This is a genomic window from Delftia sp. PX-1 (assembly GCF_055797465.1).
The window spans coordinates 607,478-625,549 of the sequence record NZ_CP184763.1; the positions used below are offsets into that span (position 1 = coordinate 607,478).

The following is an 18,072-nucleotide window of genomic DNA, read 5'->3' on the forward strand; positions in this document are numbered from 1 at the left end:
GGCTTGACGCTGCTGGGTGCAGGATTACTTCTTGCCCTTGACGTGGGTTTCCAGTTCCAGGAAACCGGGGCGTTCGGTAGAGAACAGCACCTTGCGGCCGAACTCGATGGCGGTGGCGGGGTTGTAGCCCTGCATGCTGGCCAGCAAGGTGGTCTTGATGCACTCCAGTTCCTTGGCGGCGTCCTGGGCACGCTGCTCCACCAGGCCGGCCATGGGCTCCACCAGCGCATAGGCCAGCAAGATGCCCAGGAAGGTACCGACCAGGGCCGAGGCGATCATGCCGCCCAGCACCGAAGGAGGCTGGCCCACCGAGCCCATGGTGTTCACCACACCGAGCACGGCGGCAATGATCCCGAAGGCGGGCAGGGCGCCGGCCAGGCGGGTCAGTGCGTTGACGGGGGCATGGGCCTCGGCGTGGTGGGCCTCGATCTCGCTGTCCATCAGCGACTCGATCTCGTGGGAATTGAGATTGCCCGACACCATCATGCGCAGATAGTCGGTCAGGAACTCCACCACATGGTGGTCCGCCAGCAGCTCGGGGTACTTGGTGAAGATGGGCGACTCGTTGGGTGCCTCCACATCGCCTTCGATGGACATCAGGCCCTCCTTGCGGGCCTTTTGCAGAATCTCGTACAGCAGGGCCATCAGCTCCATGAAGCGGGCCTTGGTGTAGCGCGAACTCTTCATCACGCCAGGGATGGCCTTGGCCGTGGCCTTGAGCACCTTGGGCTGGTTGCACACGATGAAGGCGCCGATGGCGCCGCCGCCAATGGTGATCATTTCAAAAGGCAGTGCCTTGAGAATGACCTGGACGTTGCCCCCGTGCAGCACATAGGTGCCGAAGATGCAACCGAAGGCGACGATGTATCCGATGATGACAAGCATGGGAGTGGATTCTGTCAGAGGTGTCCCGATGGAAAAGTCGGAACTGGCTTGGAAATGCGCGCTTGTTTTGACACTGGGCCGTGGCGGGGTGGCGGCCATCGACGAACCCATGGCTTGTCAAGCTATCGGCCGCAGGCATCCATACTTGAGAGCCCTGAGATGAAGGTGTAAACGCGCCGCTGCGCGCCAAAAGCCTGAAAAGGCCGGCAAATCGGTGCCTGTTTGAATCTTGCAAGGCGGGCGCTTAACGGTGGATCGCGCGGCGCGCATGCGAGGATAGTCGGCACAGTTTTATTCTTTGTGTCACCGCGCGCACAAGCGTGCCGACCGCGGGCCGGCCTGATACTTCCTCTGCTCCACCGCCATGCCATCTTCACCCCTTGCCAACGCTTTTGCAGCCCCTGCGCAGCCGCCCAGCATCGACAGCGAGCTGACCCGCATCCGCGCCATGGTCGATCGCGCGCAGTTCCTCGAAGCTCTGTCGGAGCTGGCGCAGCTGGTGGCCCGGGAGCCGCGCAACTCCAAGGTCTGGCTGCACATCGGCTTTGTCTACGTGCGCATGAGCATCTGGCCCCAGGCCATGGACGCCTTGCAGATGGCGCTGGAGATCGAGCCGCGCATGCCCAACGCCCAGCGCCTGCTGGCCCTGGCCCTGTTCAGCACGGGCCGCAGGCAGGAGGCCTGCGACCTGATCGACGACGCCTGCCGCCACGCCAAGAACGAAAACACGCACTGGATGACGCGGGCCTACATCCACTCGCACACCAGCAGCGACCCGCTCAAATCCCTGGAAGTGGCGCGCGACTGGGGCCGGCGCTTCGCCGACCCGCTGACCCGCAACGCCAAGCCCTTCCCCCCGCGCGATCGCAACCCGCGCAAGAAGCTCAAGGTCGGCTATGTCACGGCCGACTTCCGCCAGCACTCGGTGGCCTTCTTCATGCGGCCCGTGCTGGAGCACCACAACCCGGACAACGTCGAGATCCACGTCTACTCCAGCGGCCGCCCCGACGCGATGACCGCAAAGCTGCGCGCCCTGGTGCCGCACTGGCACGATGCGGTCGAGCAGACCGACGACCAGCTCTACGAACAGATCCGCGCCGACGGCATCGATGTGCTGGTGGACCTGTCCGGCTTCACCCTGGGCCACCGCCTGGAAGTCTTCGCCCGCCGCGCCGCGCCCGTGCAGGTGACCTGGCTGGGCTATATGCATACGCTGGGGATGAAGGCCATGGATTACCGGTTGGTGGATGGCGGTATTGCACCGCCCAGCCATGCGCCGTATTACTCTGAAAACCTGTTCCAACTGCACTACATGGCTAGCTACGCACCGCCAGAGGATTCACCGTTGTGCGAAGAGCCTCCCATGCTGCGCAATGGTCATCCGACCCTCATCTCGCTGAACAATTCAGCCAAGCTGACCGATGAAATGCTTGCGGTTTGGGCCAGTATTCTTCATGCGCGTCAGGACGCACACCTGATCATCATGGTGAAAGAGCAGGACGCCGATGCGGCTCAAGCCCATATGCAGCCGCGTGTACAACTGGCAGGCATGCCCCTAGATCGGGTCAGCGTTCTGCATCAACAGCCGTTGGAAAGGTTTATGGAGTTGGGACATATCGCAGATATCGCACTGGACACCTCTCCTATATCTGGTGGCACAACCACATTGCATGCTTTGTGGATGGGGTTGCCGATCGTGGCCTTGGACGGTGAGCGCGGCGGAGATGCATCCACCGCGCGGACGTTGCAGACCTTGGGATTCAACGACGAAGTCTCGCTTGATATAGATGGTTATGTCAGTACCGCACTGCGATTGATGAATAGCCCTGATCTTTTGGCCGAGCGACGCCAAAAGGTACGGGCATGCATGCTCGATTGTGTGCTGATGGACTATCGGAACCGTACAGCCGAGCTTGAGCGGGCATATCGATTCATGTGGCTTAACTGGTTGCGTGGTGACCAAAAAACGCTGAGTGTCGGAGAAGAGTTGGAGCCCCTGTTGGCCGCTGCCTGTGCAAAGGCGGCGGCATGAATCACGCCTTGTCTTCTGAGCTGCCGGACTGGGTGCCGTTGCTTGTGCCTGATATGCCTGCCCCACAGGCGTTGCAATACTGGCTTGAACGCATGCACTCTGCTCGGCAGTACTCCAATTTCGGTCCATTGGTTAAAGAGTTAGAGAGCACTTTTGCCAATGTCTTTGATATTCCACAGGAGCAACTGACAACTGTTTCCAATGCCACTCAGGGGCTGGAGCTGGTCTTGCAAGCACTGGATTTATCCCAAGGATCCCGAGTGCTGCTACCGGCTTTCACATTTGTGGCCAGCGCTACCGCCGTTGTGCGTTCCGGCAATGTGCCTGTGCTTGCCGACGTAGACGCGATGCATTGGATGCTGACACCGGAAATCGCACGATCCGTTTGTGCAACGACCCGCATAGATGCTGTTATGCCGGTTGCGACCTTCGGAACACCGCATGACATGAGGGCTTGGCATCAGTTCGAGTTGGAAACCGGTATTCCTGTAGTCATCGACGCTGCTGCCGCTTACGGTAGCCAATGGCTGGACGGCGGGGAGGGAACACTGGTATTCAGCATGCATACAACCAAGAGCCTGCCTGCCGGCGAGGGTGGACTCATTGTTTCATCGCGCCCACAACTGAGCGCGAAAGTGCGTCAGCTTTCAAACTTTGGCATCAACTTGGATCCTCACGCTAAATTGCCCGTGGGTGCACTGGCTGGCATGGGAACGAATGCCAAGATGAGCGAATATCACGCAGCTATTGCTTTGGCTTCTTTGAAGACATGGGATGACCATGCAAAAGAAAGGCAGCGGTTGCATGCTGAGTTGCTTGAGGAGTTGAATTGCGCGAGCGGATACCGTCTGCTGTTTCAAGCTCAGGGCAATGGAGGTCCCAGAGTGGCGCCTACCTTGATGTCTGTGCAATTGCCCGATGAGTCTGCCCGTCAGCGTCTGGAACAAACTTGTGAAAAAGGTAGGATCGTCACACGCCGTTGGTATCAACCGCTACTCCAAGATATGCCTGCACTGCGAAATCATTGCCATGTGCTCGAGGCTCCAAATGCCAAGGCGTTGGGCAGAACTCTGTTGGGACTTCCTTTTTTTCTGGGGATGACACTGCAGCAACGTAGCACCATCAGGGATGCAGTGGCGCAAACGTTTGCTACAAGTTAATTTGATTTGAAAAATCGAGGCTTGGCTCAATTCCTCGCCTGGAGCTATCCGATCTTCCTGGTGAAATGGTCGCCTATCGTGGAGCGAGAACCAAAGATTGCGAGACTACGGTCCAGCTCATGATCAAAGTTATTTATGAGGTTGTTCCACCACTGCTTATCTGGAATGGCATTATTGTCGTACTCCATGCTGAAAAGCGAGATGTATTTAAGTGAGAAGGTCTCAAGTTCTGGCTCCAAAGGAATCAACTTCGCTCTCATGAAATTGAGAGAGTCTTCCAATGTGGAGTTTGGGATTCCCAGAATTGCTGCATAGCTTGACCAAACGTAATTCTCATTTGAGAGTCGGACGAATTGGGAGTAATGCATATCCGGAGATACATGCAAGCTCGGATCGTCGCTTGGGCGATTGTCTTCAGGAATGCTCCAGAGAGCCAGCATGTCCTCCGAGCGAGAGACCATGAATGCCTCTGATATTTGAAATGGCATATTCCTCATGGTCCAGCCCATATGGAATCCAATCTTGCCTGCTTGGTAATTTCCCTGAATTCCGAAGGACGCGCTTATATATCGTCTAACATCGCCGAGAATGATATTTCCACTTCTGACTCGAATGGAATATCTAAATCCTTTGCGGTGTATTATTTCTGCGCCAGCTTTGGCGGTCCGAATCATATAGTTTCGCCGCAAAGGCCCGGGGGTTTTTGGTGCATCGACTTCTATAATGTCATCTACCCATCTGGCGCAACGGCCCAATATCTCTGGTGACTGACCAGTGTCAGTCACCAGACAGTGGTAGTCATTGGGGTATCTATAGCGCTGATAGGCAAGGGCTAACTCTGTAAACGGGAGAATTGGTCCTTGGGTAAAAAAGCCTATATCCGAGAAACGCTGCTTGGGAGGGGGTGGGTAATCGATATTTTTCTGCAGATATCCCAATTCCTGAAGAATATCGTGACTACGGGTCCCATATTCAAGTGCTTGTATGCTTTTGAATTTTCCAAGGCTATTGATTTGGTGTGTGATCTCTACGCATGATCCGGAGAAGATGAGGATGAATATTTTTTCCGGATCTTCATTGGCTAGAGCATCAGGTGATCTGACTTCGATGCCGTTAATTATCTTGCCCTGATTTTCTAAGTAGGGGCAAATAGTGTAGGATACATCGATACCTACCAACTGATAGAAGTTCTTAAAAAACTGGCCGGCGCCCCAACCGATAAATTTTATTCCTTTTAGATCAAGAGAGGGATATCTGATAGATATCCGCGATAGCCCGCCGTGAATAATTGCCATGATGAATTTTATAGAGATTCTGTGCAAAGGGCATCAAGTAGAATTTGAACTGACTTGCCAGATAGTTCGACCCGTGCCTTAGGATTGAGGGTTTCCTTGGAATTGAAATTATCGGAAACCATGTTGATGGTCAAAGCCTGCCTCTTGCGAAGCATGGCAAGCAGATATAGATAATAGGTCTCCATATCCACGCCAAGTACACCGGCGTCCCGGTAGGCATGCCACCAATTGGTTCTGTCATCGTAGAAATTATCGGAAGCGAAGAAGGATCCTACGTGTACTTTGTGAGGATAACCTTTTGCCGTGTGCATTACTTTTTCTAGTAGGTCATAACTACAGCAGGAAGATAAGTGAGCTCCATCCGCACGGTTTTTGCCCAGTTGGCTGTCGCTTGATGCGGTTAGTGGAATGACCAGATCGCCAAGCTGTACATGATCCTGGAAACTACCGCAGGTGCCGATACGGATGATGCGCTGCACGCCATAAATATCGAAAAGCTCTGTTGCATAAATTCCCAAGCTGGGTTGGCCCATGCCGGATGCCTGAACGGAAATACGCTGATTTTTGTAATAACCAGTAAATCCGAGGCAGTTGCGAATGCTATTGACCTGCTCTGCTTTTTTGAGGAAATTTTCTGCAATAAATGCCGCTCTCAGAGGATCGCCGGGCATTAGCACCGTTTCTGCGTAGGCGCCGGGCTGGGCTTCAATGTGGGGCGTCATGGAGTAATTCCTTGATCATCCGATATTTTGATTTGTTGACATGATTGGCGACATCGAATCCCTCAAGAAGAGAAAGCTTGCTTTCGAACTTCGCAAGAATGTTGAAATCTGCCTGGAGTAGTTCAATTTCAATGAGTTTAATTACACTTTCTCGAACTGTGAAGCTGTAAAGTACAACAACTGCCTCGTTGGAAGTGAATATATGACAATCTTTATGAATCTTGAAATCAAACTGGGATGATAAAAGATTCAATAATGTGAGTACCGATTGCGTCTTGGCTTCGTGTGCGAGAGGAATAGTCAGCTCAAAGCGATTCAGGGAATTTGCATTCGAATCCTTGACGGTGATATCGGATGGGAATGTTGCGCCTGAAGGCTGTTCTCTATAACGAATGAACTCGATCTTTTTGTTTTCCGGAGTGAAGTAGTAGTCGGAAGAATTGACGCATTCATAGGAGAAATCAGAGTTTTCAGAAAAAAGTTTTATGAATTCTTGCTCGCTAACTTCATTTGCAAGATATTTTTTCTCAATTTCTGTGTCAGGGGAAATTCCGGTTTTTGAGATGTATTTGTTGTAATTTTCCCAAGTTCCTATATCAATATAGTTGTTGCCGTGGGACTTGTTGAATCCATATATATTTAGGATGTCTCCAATCTCTTTTGTTTTGCTGAAGACGTCCTCTTCGTGGAATTTTCGAAGATTGCGTCCGTCAAATTTTATGATTCCCCAGAATCTTTCTGAGTTGTTTTCAGTTTTCGCGGATTTTACCTCAAAGCGATTTCCGCATAATGTCAATCTATCAACTCTGGTGCTATTGGATGTTGTGAAAAGTCCTGCGCAAATGCCGGAGTTTCCGAGCATCTCCATAAATGGATTTCCATCAAAGATACTGTCTGGAAGGCCGAAAAGACATTGATCTTTGTCGTTGATGTTGGAATTCAGATAAAAATCCCGGAGAATCTGAGCGAATCCAAGTTCCTTTTGCTCTATGTGGACGAATTTTTGGGCGTCCGAATAAAATTCGGAAACATCTTGCTTGGTATTTTTTCCATGGATAAAGAAAATCTTTTCTGCTCCAGCGAAAAGCATTTTTTGAACCAAATGATTGGATACAGGATTGTAGAACCCGTAGTTCTTCTGGGGGAGCATTTCTTTGGAGAACGGCAGCCCAAGTCTTGTGCCTTGCCCTCCAATTGGGATGAGTCCGTAAATCATAGAATCCCTTAAGTGATGTGTGGGTGAAGAGAGGCGTCACCTACCATATGTGTAAATCGGTGAAGAATAGCGGGGGTCAAAAAAAGTCTTTGCCCGTATATCCTTGTTGTAGTGCTGTGGCCAGCCTAATTCACAGCCTTGTCCGATCTCTATGCGTGGGGCAACAACTGCCCCATTTCGCAAAATGCAGAACCCGCCGATCTGAGCTGCATCGCCAATCACCGCAGCGCCTTCTATCCAGCAGGAGTTGCGGATTTGGACGCCTGCACCAACCCGAGAGCCTGGAAGCAGGACACTGTTGTAGCCTATTCGACTGCCCAGACCAACGACAGCGTTATCGCCGATAAAAGTATTGGGCCCCACTTGAACATTGCCCGCCACGGCCGCTCTGGGGCTGATGAAGCTTGCCAGTTTGATGCGGTGATTCATGACCGCCTGCATCAGCTCGGCTCTCTTGAAATTACCAAATCTTTCGTCAATCGCGACAAAAGCAGTGCCATCATTTTCTGGAAGATCTTTAAGTGATTCCAGATCAAATCTGTATTGAGAGTCCTGAGGTATGATTATTCTCTTGATAAGCAGCTCAGGATGCGCTCGACTCCAGGCATCGTGGGCAATATCAAGGAAGGAGCTATCGAGGCCAATAATCCATTTACAGTTCATGACTGTCTTCCATTAGGGTGGTGTACCAGCGCTCAATCTGTTGATTGGTTGATTCATAAGCACCTTGAGTTGGCACCGGGGCATCCATGTGCAGCGTCGATTGCAGTTGCTCAAGAATGTCGTAGTCCTCTGTCAGGATGCGCTGACCAGCATGCATTGCGGCCAGTAAAACCTGAGCAGAGGTCGCATAAGCATTCTTTTTCCGAGCGGTGAAGTAGTAAACCTCCACATCCGTGCGATCAGGCGCTATTGGTGTGTGGTTTTCGATCGTGAAGGTGTGACCACCATCTCCACTGGCGATATGGGTGTTGGGATAGGCAAGCCAGTTGAAATATGCATCGTCTGTGCGTGGGTCTGCTTTCGATCGTGTCGAGGCGTGCCAACGGTCTACATTTCCATGCCATTCAAAGCGTGAAAGCTTCTCGATTATCCCTTCTGGCTTGCCGCCCAAACTAAAGCCACGCATTTCTTGGCGTAGCCCTTCGGGACTGGTGTCCGATAGTGGCTGCTCGGACTCTTTCGCGGCAGTCGAATCCACATCGATTGCGAAACTCACAACCGGGGCTAGGCTACGAGGGTGGACGTATGCGACATGGTTGGCATCGCGCAAATTCTCATAAGGCAACTTCCAGTTGAAATTGCAATTCCATGTGGTGACCATGACTTCGTTGTCATAGGAATTTGAACTGCTTTCCAGTGATTCTATAAAATCGGCTGAGAACTGCTCTTCCAATGGGTAGGGCTGCGGATCCAGGTTGACAAATATGAGATTACCGACGATGCGTAAAGCGAACTCGCGCAATTTCAGGGACTGCTTTTGCGCTTCATCGAACTGATAGATTGCATCACAGTGTGGAATATTGCTGACTTGTCCCGTCGCATTGTATTTCCACGCATGGTACGGGCAGATCAGCGGGCGGCAGCCGATGGCATCCTTCTGCAGGGCAGCACTACGATGCAGGCAAACATTCTCGAATGCATGAAGTTCCCCATGAAAATTTTGGATGACTATAGGTAGGCCTGCAATCTTTCGTGTGATGTACGAGTTGTTCTTGGGCAGCAAAGTCTTGAGTCCGGCAAATTGCCATGTTTTTCGAAAGATTCTTTGCTGCTCCTGGGAAAATACTTCGGAGCACAGGTAATACCTTGGGTGCATACGGGAACGCATCAGCTCAATTCTCAGGCAATATGGAATGAAAGATGACTTTGGCGGGATTGCCAAAGACCGTCGAACCGGCCGGGACGTCCTTGACAACCACAGCTCCTGCACCGACGGTGGCGCCCTCGCCGATTTGTATTCCAGGGAGAATGGTCGCGTGCGGATTGACTACGGCTCTTGCGCCTATACATGTCCCGCCACCAATAAAAACCATGGCACCAATCTGGGCGTAGTCGCCAATATGAGCGTCATGCCCAACCACGGTCATGGTGTGAATGTTTGCGAAGTCGCCAATCCATACATCGGGACTGATCTGAACTCGGCTGCAGAGGATGCAGCCCTTTCCAATGCGAATCCTTGGATTCAGGAAAGCTCCGGTAAGCAAGGGAATGAACTCCGCACCTCGCGTGAGCAGGGGCTGGGAATAATCATGCCTTGCGGCTGGAGCGCCTATGGCGCATACAAAGGCATCTTCTGGGGCTGGCACATAGTCCAGCGGGTTGCCAAGAATGGGGGTGTCACATCCGGTATCGCCCAGCAATCCCGGGCGGCTGTCCAGAAAACCTTTGATTGTCCAGTCTTTGCCATTGGCGGGGTCATCCTGCATTTGTGCAAGGACTTCGCGCCCCCATCCCCCCGCACCAATGATCAGTATCTTGTGTATCAAAGAATCGCTCCTCCATCCATGACCAGGCTGGTTCCGGTGACCCAGCGGCTGGCGTCAGAAAGCAGGTACACCGCCGCATTGGCGACATCCTCTGGAGTACCGAGGCCTAGGGGGTGTCGGATTTTCTGGGCTTCAAGCTGGTCGGCTCCCCACATCGGCGTGACCACGGCCGAAGGGGATATGCCGTTGACCCTGATCTTGCGCTTGGCCTGCTCCAGTGCCAGACAGCGAATGATGCCCGTCAGGCCAGCCTTCATTGCCGAGTAGGGGCCTACACCGCGAGTGCCGATGTGTGCAGCCGTGGAGAGCAGAAAAATGATGGACCCGCTCGGTTCGAGCGCTCCTGTCTGGAGCAGGCGCTGGGTCAACATGACAGGCGCGAGAAAGTTGATGGCATACATGTCTGTCATCGCTTGCTCACTGAGCTGCCGGATTGGGCAGTGCTTTTGCTGTCCCGCGCAATGCACCAAACCATTGACTGATGAAGCAATGGTCGCCAGGCGCTCGCGGTCTACCGAAGAGGTCAGATCTGCCGACATCTGTACATGGTCGGCCCCCTTCTTCAACCGGGTGTAAGTCTCTTCGAGTCTCTTTGCGTCGCGTCCCGTGATGATGAGGCGAGCTCCGCGCTGGGCACAAGTGATTGCAGTCTGCCGTCCAAGGCCGGAAGACGCACCAGTGACAAGAATCGTCTTGCCTTTGAGAGTGAACGGATCGTGCACTGGGGCGTTCATGCGTAAATGTCCATGGGAATGGTCAGACCACCGTCAACGATGAAATAGTTGCGCGTCAACCAGCGGCTTGCGTCCGAGAGGTAGAACACCGCCGCATAGGCGACATCTTCTGGCTCGCCCAGTCCGAGAGGTGCCAGCTCAAGCAGGCTGCCCATGTTGGCGCCGCCCTGACTCAATCCATCGAGCAAGGGCGTGCGGACATAGCCGGGTGCAATGCAGTTGGCTCGTATGCCTTGCTTGGCCACTTCCTGCCCCAGAGTGCGGACGGCTCCCAGCAATGCGGCCTTGCTTGCCGCGTAGGCAGCGCTGGCCATGGGGCCGATGTGCGACGCGACCGATGTGACGAAGACGATGGAGCCCTGAGGGGAAATGCGCTTTTTGGCGAGCAACCCTTTGGTCAGCAGAATCGGTGCGAACGTATTGCTGGCAAAAATTTCGTCCAGGTGCGTCTCGTTGACCATGCGAAACGGCACGAGCTTGGAAATTCCTGCCGCGTGCACTACGCCGTTGAGTACGCCTGCCGCCGTGACCAAGCTGTCCAAATCTGCCGCATTGGAAAGGTCGGCAACGATGGATTGATGTCCATCGCCCTGCAGGGCCTCGTAGGTGGAGGCCAGCCGGTCGGGGTTCCGGCCGGTGATGACCAGTTCAGCGCCTTGCTCGGCGCAGGAAATGGCAATCTGCCTGCCTATGCCGGAAGAAGCGCCGGTGACGAGAATTCGCTTGCCCGCCAGCGAGAAGGGATCGGGGGTACTCATTGCTCGACCATTGCTGGAAAGCGGGCGCTTTCTATGTCCACGATGGCCGTTCCCCAGGAAAGACCAATGCCGAAGCCGCACAGCAGCAGTCTGGCCCGGGCTCCGTCCAGCTGTTCGTGCAGGCGGGCAGTCACGGTGACCGGAAGCGAGGCGCCGCTTGTGTTGCCGAAATCGTGCAAAGTGGAAGGCACCTTTTCTGCAGGCAGTCCCAGCTTCTTGCGGATGGTCTCGTTGATCATCCGATTGGCCTGGTGAAAGATGAAATGGTCGATGCTGTCCTTGGATGTCCCGGTGTGCTCCAGCAGCTTTTCGACCGATGGCGGGATGCGCTGGGTGGAGAAGCTCAATACGGCAGGGCCATCGAGGATCAGGTCCATGGGAGAGCGCAGCACGCCATGCTGATCGCGTGTTGCCATGAGGTGCTCCACGCCAAAGGGCTCACGATGCCCGCCTGCCGGCAGCATGATGGCGCGGTAACCGCTTCCGTCGCTATTGAGGTCGAATTGCATGGGTGCTGCGCCGGGCGAGAACTCCAAGGCGGTGGCAGTACCTGCGTCAGAGAACAGAGGGTCCTTGACACTGCCGGACTTGTCTCCAACCAGCACCAAGCCCTTTTTGATGCCTCCAGCCGAGATCATGCTGCCCAGCAGATGCAGGCCGAATGGATAGCCTGAACAACCCAGGTTGACGTCGAAGGCGATGGTTGTATGAGGCAAGCCCAGACGGTCCTGCATGATGATGGCCGTGGCCGGAACGAGGTAATCCGGCGACTGGGTGACGACGATCAGCGCATCAATCTCTTCGCGCTGCCACTGCAGCTCTTCGAGCAGTTTTTCGGCGGCAGCCAAGGCAAGGTCGGAAAAGCATTGCCATTCAGAGCACAGGCGCCGGGTCTGGATACCGATGTTGCGCACCAACCTTTCCCGCTCCGAGCGTTGCGAAGGTGGGCAGTCCTCCAGATTGGACACCACCCGCTTGGGAACGCAACTGGCCATGCCCGCGAAGCGGACGTTGTGCAGAGTGGACAGCGCCATGGTGGTTATCCCAGCAGCTTGTAGAGATCAGCGATCGACGAGCAGTTCTTGAGGTCGTCGCCCGTGATGGTCTTGCCGTAGTCCACGTCGAACATGACGATCACGCCCAGCGCCGCCAGAGAGTCCCACTCGGGCAGGCTCTTGAGCTCGGTCTCGGGCGTCACTTCCACGGCTTCCTGGAAGTCCACGGCGGTCAGAAAGCTTTCGATGAATTGGTCAATGGAGGGCATGGGATGGGTTCCTGAAAAATAGGCTGGGCGCCTGCCTATGAGGGCAAACGCTTCGATGAATTTTCGCAGAGCCCTCCTGCGCCGGAAGGTTGGAACTGTAGGTAAAAGCGGGGCCTGTTCCGATGCTGCGAGAGGCGATTGTGTCCGTGCGAAGCCGGGGATGATGGCATACAGCCACGTGGCGTGCTTCCTGTTTTGTAGCAGCTGGTGACCGTTCCGTCTGGCAAAGGTGGAAGAAATGCGGTTTGCGCCCGCTTATCCGGGGGCCGTGCCTGCCGGCTTGCCTGCACGATGGCGGTATTTGTGCGGGTGTCGGCCTGGGCGCCGGGCCTGTGGTGGGGCGCTTGCCCGCAACCTTGATGACCAAGATGAATACGAACGAGCATTTGCAGCAGGCCCGCCAGTTGCACGACCAGTGGCAGTTCGAGCAGGCCCGCCAGGCTTACGAGAAGGTTCTGGAGCAGGAGCCTGCCCATGCCGAAGCCCTGCACGGCATGGCCCAGCTGCTGGGTCTGCACCAGCTGCGCAGTGCCGAGGCACTGCCCTATCTGGAGGCAGCCATCGGCGTGCGGCCTGCGGATTTTGGCTACTGGCGCCTGTACATCCACATGCTGATCCGCGAGGGGCTGCTGGACATGGCCATCTCGCTGATCGACGTGGCACGGGCCAACGGCATGCAGGAGATTGCGCTGGAACAGCTGGAAAAGGATGTGGCCCTGGTGCAGGGCGCGCAGGCCGCGGCTTTTTTGGAGGAGCAGGCCGCGCGTTGGCCGCTGGGACCGGCCGAGCCCGAGATGGCACCTGCTGCCGGCGATGGCCGAGGTCGGGTGCCCGAGGCGCAGCTGCGGCTGCTGGGGCAGCTGTTTGCCCAGCGCGAGCATGCCGAGGTCAGCCAGCTGGCGGGTTCGCTGGTGCGCCAGTATCCCAAGAGCGGCTTGGTCTGGAAGCTCAAGGCGGCAGCCGATCATGCGAACGGCCGCATCGAGGCCGCCCTGCAGGCCGCTAGCCAGGCGGCCAGCCTGCTGCCGCGCGATGCCGAGGTGCAGTTCAACCTGGGCGGCATCTGCCTGCAGGCAGGCCACGCAGCCGAGGCCGAGCGTGCGATGCGTGCGGCGTTGGCGCTGCGGCCGCATTGGACGCAGGCTTTCTCGCATCTGGGCGATGCGCTTTGTGCTCAGGACCGTACCGAGGACAGCCTGCCTTGCTATGTGAACGCGCTGCTGCTGGATCCAGACGACGCTGATAGTTTGTCGCGCCTGACGGCAGCACTACTGTGCACGGGCAGGCTCCAGGAATGCGCTCAATTTCTGGTGCTACTGATGAAGCAGCGGCCTCAGGACTTACGGCTTTGCCTAGCCAGCGCGCAGGTATTGAGCCAAGCAGGTTGGATGCTCCAAGCGGAAACAGCCTACCGGATGGCGCTCCAGATCGCGCCGGATAGCCTGGACTTGCTGCTCAAGCTGGGCCTGTTGCTCTGCGAAGGAGGACGGCTGGCGGAAGCAGAAACGTGCCTACTTAAGGCGCTACAGCTGCAGCCGGGCAATGTGGTGCTGTATTGCGAAACCGCCTTCACATTGTTTGCGCAAAAGAAATGGGACGAGGCTCTGGAAATGCTCACTCGGGCGTTGCAGATCGACGCCGACAATGCCCGTGCGCATACCCTGCGTTGTCAGGTACTGCTTGAGATGCGCGATTTGCCGGCGCTCGATTTGGCATTGCGGGAAGGGCTGGAGCGTTTGCCCGGCGATCGTCAGCTGATGTTTCAAAGGGCCGCCTACTTGGAGCGCAGTGGTGATGCGTCGCACCACATGCAGCAACTTGACGAACTGGCGCAGCTGCATCCGGACTACGAGCCGGCCTATAGCGCGAGGTTGTTCGCGATGATCCACTCGCCAAGTTCCTCGGCGGTTTCGGTGGGGCGTGCTAACCGTGAGTATGGGGCCCTTATGAGCCAGATCTACTCCGGTATGCAACGCGTGGAGTTCACCAATGTTAGGGATCCTGGCAAGGTATTGCGGGTAGGCTTTGTGTCCGGCGATCTGCGCAGACATGCGGCAGCCAAGTTCTTCCTGCCCGTGATGCGCGAGTTGTCAAAGCATGGCGGCATGGTCCACATCGCCTATTGCAACAACGAGATCCACGACGAGATTACCAAGGAGTTCCAAGGGCTATTCCAACTGTGGCGCGGCGTCCGCGATATGGATGTGCAGGCTCTGGCCGCCTTGGTACAGGCCGACGGCATTGACATACTGATTGATCTCAGTGGCCACACGCGGGGCCATCGACTGGACTTGTTCGCTGTACGTCCGGCACCTGTGCAGCTGACTTGGATAGGCAACCCAGGCAGCACTGGCTTGGAAACCATGGACTACATCGTACTTAGCGACTTAGTACTGGATCATGGCCTAGTCAAGACGCAGGTCACCGAACAGATAATGCGCCTGCCTTTGGCCTATGTTTTTGACGGCGGCATTCACCAGGAAGCCGTGGCGCCTCTGCCGGCCCTGCGCAATGGCCACCTGACGTTTGGCTCTTTCAACCGCCTGTCCAAGATCAACCGCAATGTGGTTGCAGTCTGGGGCGAGGTGCTGCGTGCCCTGCCCACGGCGCGGCTGAAGATTGCGGCCTGCCCTCGCTCCGGTCCTCCCCAGCACCTGCGCAACTGGCTGGCCGAGGAGGGCGTGGCCGCGCAGCGCGTCGATTTTGTGGAGCAGATGGGGTTCGAGCACTATCTGCAGGCCCACCATGACATAGACATCTGCCTGGATACCTTGCCTTTTACGGGCGGAGTGGTCACCAACCACGCACTGTGGATGGGCGTGCCCACGCTGACGCTGATGGGGGAACTGCTGGCGGGGCGGCAGTCGGCCGAAGTGATGGCTCGTGTCGGCCTGGACCAGGGCTTTGCAGCACGGGACCTGGCGCAACTGCTAGACCAGGCTGCGTACTGGCAGGCACATTTGCCGCAGCTGCAGCAGATACGCCAGGGGCTGCGCGCACGCCTGCAGGACCTGGAGCCGCAACAGGCGGATATCGTGGCGCGCTCGGTGGCGATGGGGATGCGCCAGGCCTGGGCCCGCTGGTGCCAGGGACAGGAGCCTGTGGATCTGCGTGTCTCCTATGAGGATCTGGGTCTGGCCGCTCCTGTGGCCCCCGTTTTGTAACAGCGAACCATGCACCGCGCGGATGGCCATGCCGCGCAGTGCAAAAAATCTTGTGAAGTCCCCCTAAAGTTCGCCGGGGCAGCTCCGAAAACCAACTCAGCAGAGGGACAAAAAGTCCTGAGCCCACCAAAAGCCGCGTAATTCGATGTGAAAGCGGCCGATGGTCGGATTGGGCCGCCGCCGCCCGCCTTGCGATAAGCGAGGGCACCGTGGCGGCGACGTAACTGACTTTACTAGGAGTTGTCACCATGGCCATGTCTATCAACACCAACGTGCAATCGCTGAACGCCCAGCGCAACCTGGCTACTTCGCAAAGCTCGCTGTCCACCACCATGCAGCGCCTGTCCTCCGGCCTGCGCGTCAACAGCGCCAAGGATGACGCAGCCGGCCTGGCCATCGCAGAACGCATGAACGCCCAGGTCCGCGGCATGAACGTGGCAGTGCGCAACGCCAACGACGGCGTGTCGATGGCCCAGACCGCTGAAGGCGCCCTGTCCAAGGTGACCGACGCTCTGCAGCGTATGCGTGAACTGGCTGTGCAGGCCCGTAACGGTACCAACGGCGCCAAGGACCAGGTTTCGCTGAACAAGGAATTCGTCGAGCTGGGCAAGGAAATCGACCGCGTGATCAAGGGCGCTGATTTCAACGGCAAGAAGATTCTGAGCACCGACGCCACCACGGACGGCTTCACATTCCAAGTCGGTGCTAATACCTCGGCCCAGGACACGATTAAGGTGACCACGACCAATCTGGGCACTGATACCGACATCGCAGCCATCACAGGCGCTTCTATTGGCAACACGGCAGCCGCAGCGCTGGATGCAACCGCTTTGGCGACCGTGATCGGCAACCTGGATACGGCCCTGGATAAGGTCAACTCCGAGCGCGCCGTGCTGGGGGCCACCCAGAACCGCTTCGAGGCCGTGGTCTCGAATCTGCAAGTGGCTTCCGAGAACACCGCTTCGGCCCGCAGCCGCATCATGGATGCCGACTTCGCTTCGGAAACCGCCAATCTGAGCCGCTCGCAGATCCTGCAGCAGGCCGGTACAGCGATGGTGGCTCAGGCCAACCAACTGCCCCAGGGCGTTCTGGCCCTGCTGCGCTGATAGTGCGAGTCCGGCGGCCTTTCCAAGCAAGAGGCGGCCGGAATTCTCCAGGCCCCAGGCATCTGCCTGGGGTTTTTTTATGGGCGAAAGGGCTGGCCAAGAGGGTGTTCGAAGGGTGAATTGGCGTCCGATCATGGGCTTTATCGGCGCTTTGGCGCAAGGGCTTTTCCGCACAATCATTGGCATCAGATAGGCAGAGCTGGAAGTCCTGGCGTGCTTTCTGGCGTTCTGGCGGCTTGGGGTCGTCGAACGGTTGGCCATTGTTCATGCCTAACGAGGAGCTGCCCCATGGCATCCATCATCAACACCAATCTTGTTTCGCTTAACGCCCAGCGCAATCTCAACACGTCCCAGTCGTCGCTGAGCACCACCATGCAGCGCCTGTCTTCGGGCCTGCGTGTCAACAGTGCAAAGGACGACGCGGCAGGCTTGGCCATTGCCGAGCGCATGAACGCCCAGGTGCGAGGCATGAATGTGGCCATGCGAAATGCCAACGACGGCATCTCCATGGCGCAGACGGCGGAAGGCGCGCTAGGTAAGATCGGCGACAGTCTGCAACGCATGCGCGAACTTGCGGTTCAAGCTGCCAACGACACCAACGGTTCGACGGACCGTGGATCGTTGAACAAAGAGTTTCAGCAGCTGGCGCAGGAAATTGCACGCATAGTTGGAAGTACAAGCTTCAATGGTCGCCAACTGTTAAATAGTGCGGATGCGACAGTTTTTCAGGTGGGCGCTAACACTGGCGCTGACAATCAGATCACGATTTCTGCTGTGAATCTGTCAGTTGCTGCGCCTGGTGGATTGGGCGTTACTGCAGGAACACCCCCAACGCTGAGTGGCGCCTTGGGCTCCTTGCTTGGTGCAAGCAGCTCCGCCGCTGACGCACGCCTGTCGATGGCTGCCATCGACACAGCATTGGATGAAGTCAACAACACGCGTGCCACTTTCGGTGCTGCGCAGAATCGTTTCGAGGCCGTAATTTCCAACCTGCAGGTTGCCTCGGAAAACACAGCGGCTGCACGATCGCGCATCATGGATGCCGACTTCGCTGCCGAAACCGCCAACCTGAGCCGCACACAGATCCTGCAGCAGGCCGGCACAGCCATGGTGGCCCAGGCCAACCAGCTGCCCCAGTCGGTGCTCAAGCTGATCCAGTAAGAGGGAGCCTGCGGGGCTTTTGAGCCTGGCTGCGCAGGGCGTAGCCAAAAAAAGCCTCAGGTTCGGGAGAAACCGGTCGATAAGAT

At 56.4% G+C, this 18,072-nt stretch carries 16 protein-coding genes; 5 read left to right on the forward strand and 11 right to left on the reverse strand.

Annotated features, from left to right (window positions below):
- Positions 1–24 precede the first annotated feature (24 nt).
- On the reverse strand, positions 25–885 hold the full coding sequence (gene motA / locus ACN20X_RS02805) for a flagellar motor stator protein MotA (protein ID WP_016449292.1): 861 nt from the start codon (positions 883–885) through the stop codon (positions 25–27).
- A gap of 364 nt (positions 886–1,249) precedes the next feature.
- Between motA and ACN20X_RS02810 the strand changes: the two genes are divergently transcribed.
- Positions 1,250–2,917: an O-linked N-acetylglucosamine transferase, SPINDLY family protein gene (locus ACN20X_RS02810; protein ID WP_016454349.1), complete on the forward strand. Its 1,668-nt coding sequence runs from the start codon at positions 1,250–1,252 to the stop codon at positions 2,915–2,917.
- The gene (locus ACN20X_RS02815) at positions 2,914–4,077 is read left to right on the forward strand and encodes a DegT/DnrJ/EryC1/StrS family aminotransferase (protein WP_016454348.1); all 1,164 of its coding nucleotides are present in this window, start codon (positions 2,914–2,916) and stop codon (positions 4,075–4,077) included. The genes ACN20X_RS02810 and ACN20X_RS02815 overlap by 4 nt, the downstream gene beginning before the upstream one ends.
- Before the next feature lie 44 nt (positions 4,078–4,121).
- On the opposite strand, the gene ACN20X_RS02820 is transcribed toward ACN20X_RS02815, so the two are convergent.
- From ACN20X_RS02820 to ACN20X_RS02865, 10 genes are read right to left on the reverse strand one after another with little or no spacing between them, the layout of a single operon-like run.
- Positions 4,122–5,372, reverse strand: a complete 1,251-nt coding sequence (locus ACN20X_RS02820) for a hypothetical protein (protein ID WP_016454347.1) — start codon at positions 5,370–5,372, stop codon at positions 4,122–4,124.
- Between the two features lie 8 nt (positions 5,373–5,380).
- Positions 5,381–6,094 (reverse strand): purine-nucleoside phosphorylase, encoded by a 714-nt coding sequence (gene deoD / locus ACN20X_RS02825; RefSeq protein ID WP_016454346.1) that lies wholly within the window; start codon positions 6,092–6,094, stop codon positions 5,381–5,383.
- Positions 6,078–7,310, reverse strand: a complete 1,233-nt coding sequence (locus tag ACN20X_RS02830; protein ID WP_016454345.1) for a hypothetical protein — start codon at positions 7,308–7,310, stop codon at positions 6,078–6,080. The genes deoD and ACN20X_RS02830 overlap by 17 nt, the downstream gene beginning before the upstream one ends.
- A 36-nt stretch (positions 7,311–7,346) precedes the next feature.
- On the reverse strand, positions 7,347–7,973 hold the full coding sequence (locus ACN20X_RS02835; protein ID WP_151019347.1) for an LbetaH domain-containing protein: 627 nt from the start codon (positions 7,971–7,973) through the stop codon (positions 7,347–7,349).
- Positions 7,963–9,141, reverse strand: coding sequence for an aromatic ring-hydroxylating oxygenase subunit alpha (locus tag ACN20X_RS02840; protein ID WP_016454343.1), 1,179 nt, complete (start codon positions 9,139–9,141; stop codon positions 7,963–7,965). The genes ACN20X_RS02835 and ACN20X_RS02840 overlap by 11 nt, the downstream gene beginning before the upstream one ends.
- Positions 9,142–9,145: 4 nt before the next feature.
- Positions 9,146–9,799 carry an acetyltransferase gene (locus tag ACN20X_RS02845; RefSeq protein ID WP_016454342.1) on the reverse strand — a complete coding sequence of 218 codons (654 nt, stop codon included), beginning with the start codon at positions 9,797–9,799 and terminating at the stop codon, positions 9,146–9,148.
- Positions 9,796–10,533: an SDR family NAD(P)-dependent oxidoreductase gene (locus ACN20X_RS02850; RefSeq protein WP_016454341.1), complete on the reverse strand. Its 738-nt coding sequence runs from the start codon at positions 10,531–10,533 to the stop codon at positions 9,796–9,798. The genes ACN20X_RS02845 and ACN20X_RS02850 overlap by 4 nt, the downstream gene beginning before the upstream one ends.
- The gene (locus tag ACN20X_RS02855) at positions 10,530–11,291 is read right to left on the reverse strand and encodes an SDR family NAD(P)-dependent oxidoreductase (protein WP_016454340.1); all 762 of its coding nucleotides are present in this window, start codon (positions 11,289–11,291) and stop codon (positions 10,530–10,532) included. Before ACN20X_RS02855 ends, ACN20X_RS02850 begins: the two co-directional genes overlap by 4 nt.
- Positions 11,288–12,325, reverse strand: coding sequence for a ketoacyl-ACP synthase III (locus ACN20X_RS02860; protein ID WP_016454339.1), 1,038 nt, complete (start codon positions 12,323–12,325; stop codon positions 11,288–11,290). The genes ACN20X_RS02855 and ACN20X_RS02860 overlap by 4 nt, the downstream gene beginning before the upstream one ends.
- Positions 12,326–12,330: 5 nt before the next feature.
- Complete coding sequence (locus ACN20X_RS02865) at positions 12,331–12,555, reverse strand: acyl carrier protein (protein WP_016454338.1); 225 nt, start codon at positions 12,553–12,555, stop codon at positions 12,331–12,333.
- Between the two features lie 359 nt (positions 12,556–12,914).
- Here ACN20X_RS02865 and ACN20X_RS02870 point away from each other — a divergent pair, with 359 nt between their 5' ends.
- The 3 genes from ACN20X_RS02870 (at position 12,915) to ACN20X_RS02880 (ending at position 17,986) form a co-directional block, all read left to right on the forward strand.
- Positions 12,915–15,719, forward strand: coding sequence for an O-linked N-acetylglucosamine transferase family protein (locus ACN20X_RS02870; protein WP_016454337.1), 2,805 nt, complete (start codon positions 12,915–12,917; stop codon positions 15,717–15,719).
- A gap of 248 nt (positions 15,720–15,967) precedes the next feature.
- Positions 15,968–16,825 carry a flagellin N-terminal helical domain-containing protein gene (locus ACN20X_RS02875; RefSeq protein ID WP_016454336.1) on the forward strand — a complete coding sequence of 286 codons (858 nt, stop codon included), beginning with the start codon at positions 15,968–15,970 and terminating at the stop codon, positions 16,823–16,825.
- 288 nt (positions 16,826–17,113) lie between these two features.
- Entirely contained in the window at positions 17,114–17,986 is an 873-nt protein-coding gene (locus ACN20X_RS02880) for a flagellin domain-containing protein (protein WP_016454335.1), read from the forward strand.
- The last annotated feature ends 86 nt before the right edge of the window (positions 17,987–18,072 follow it).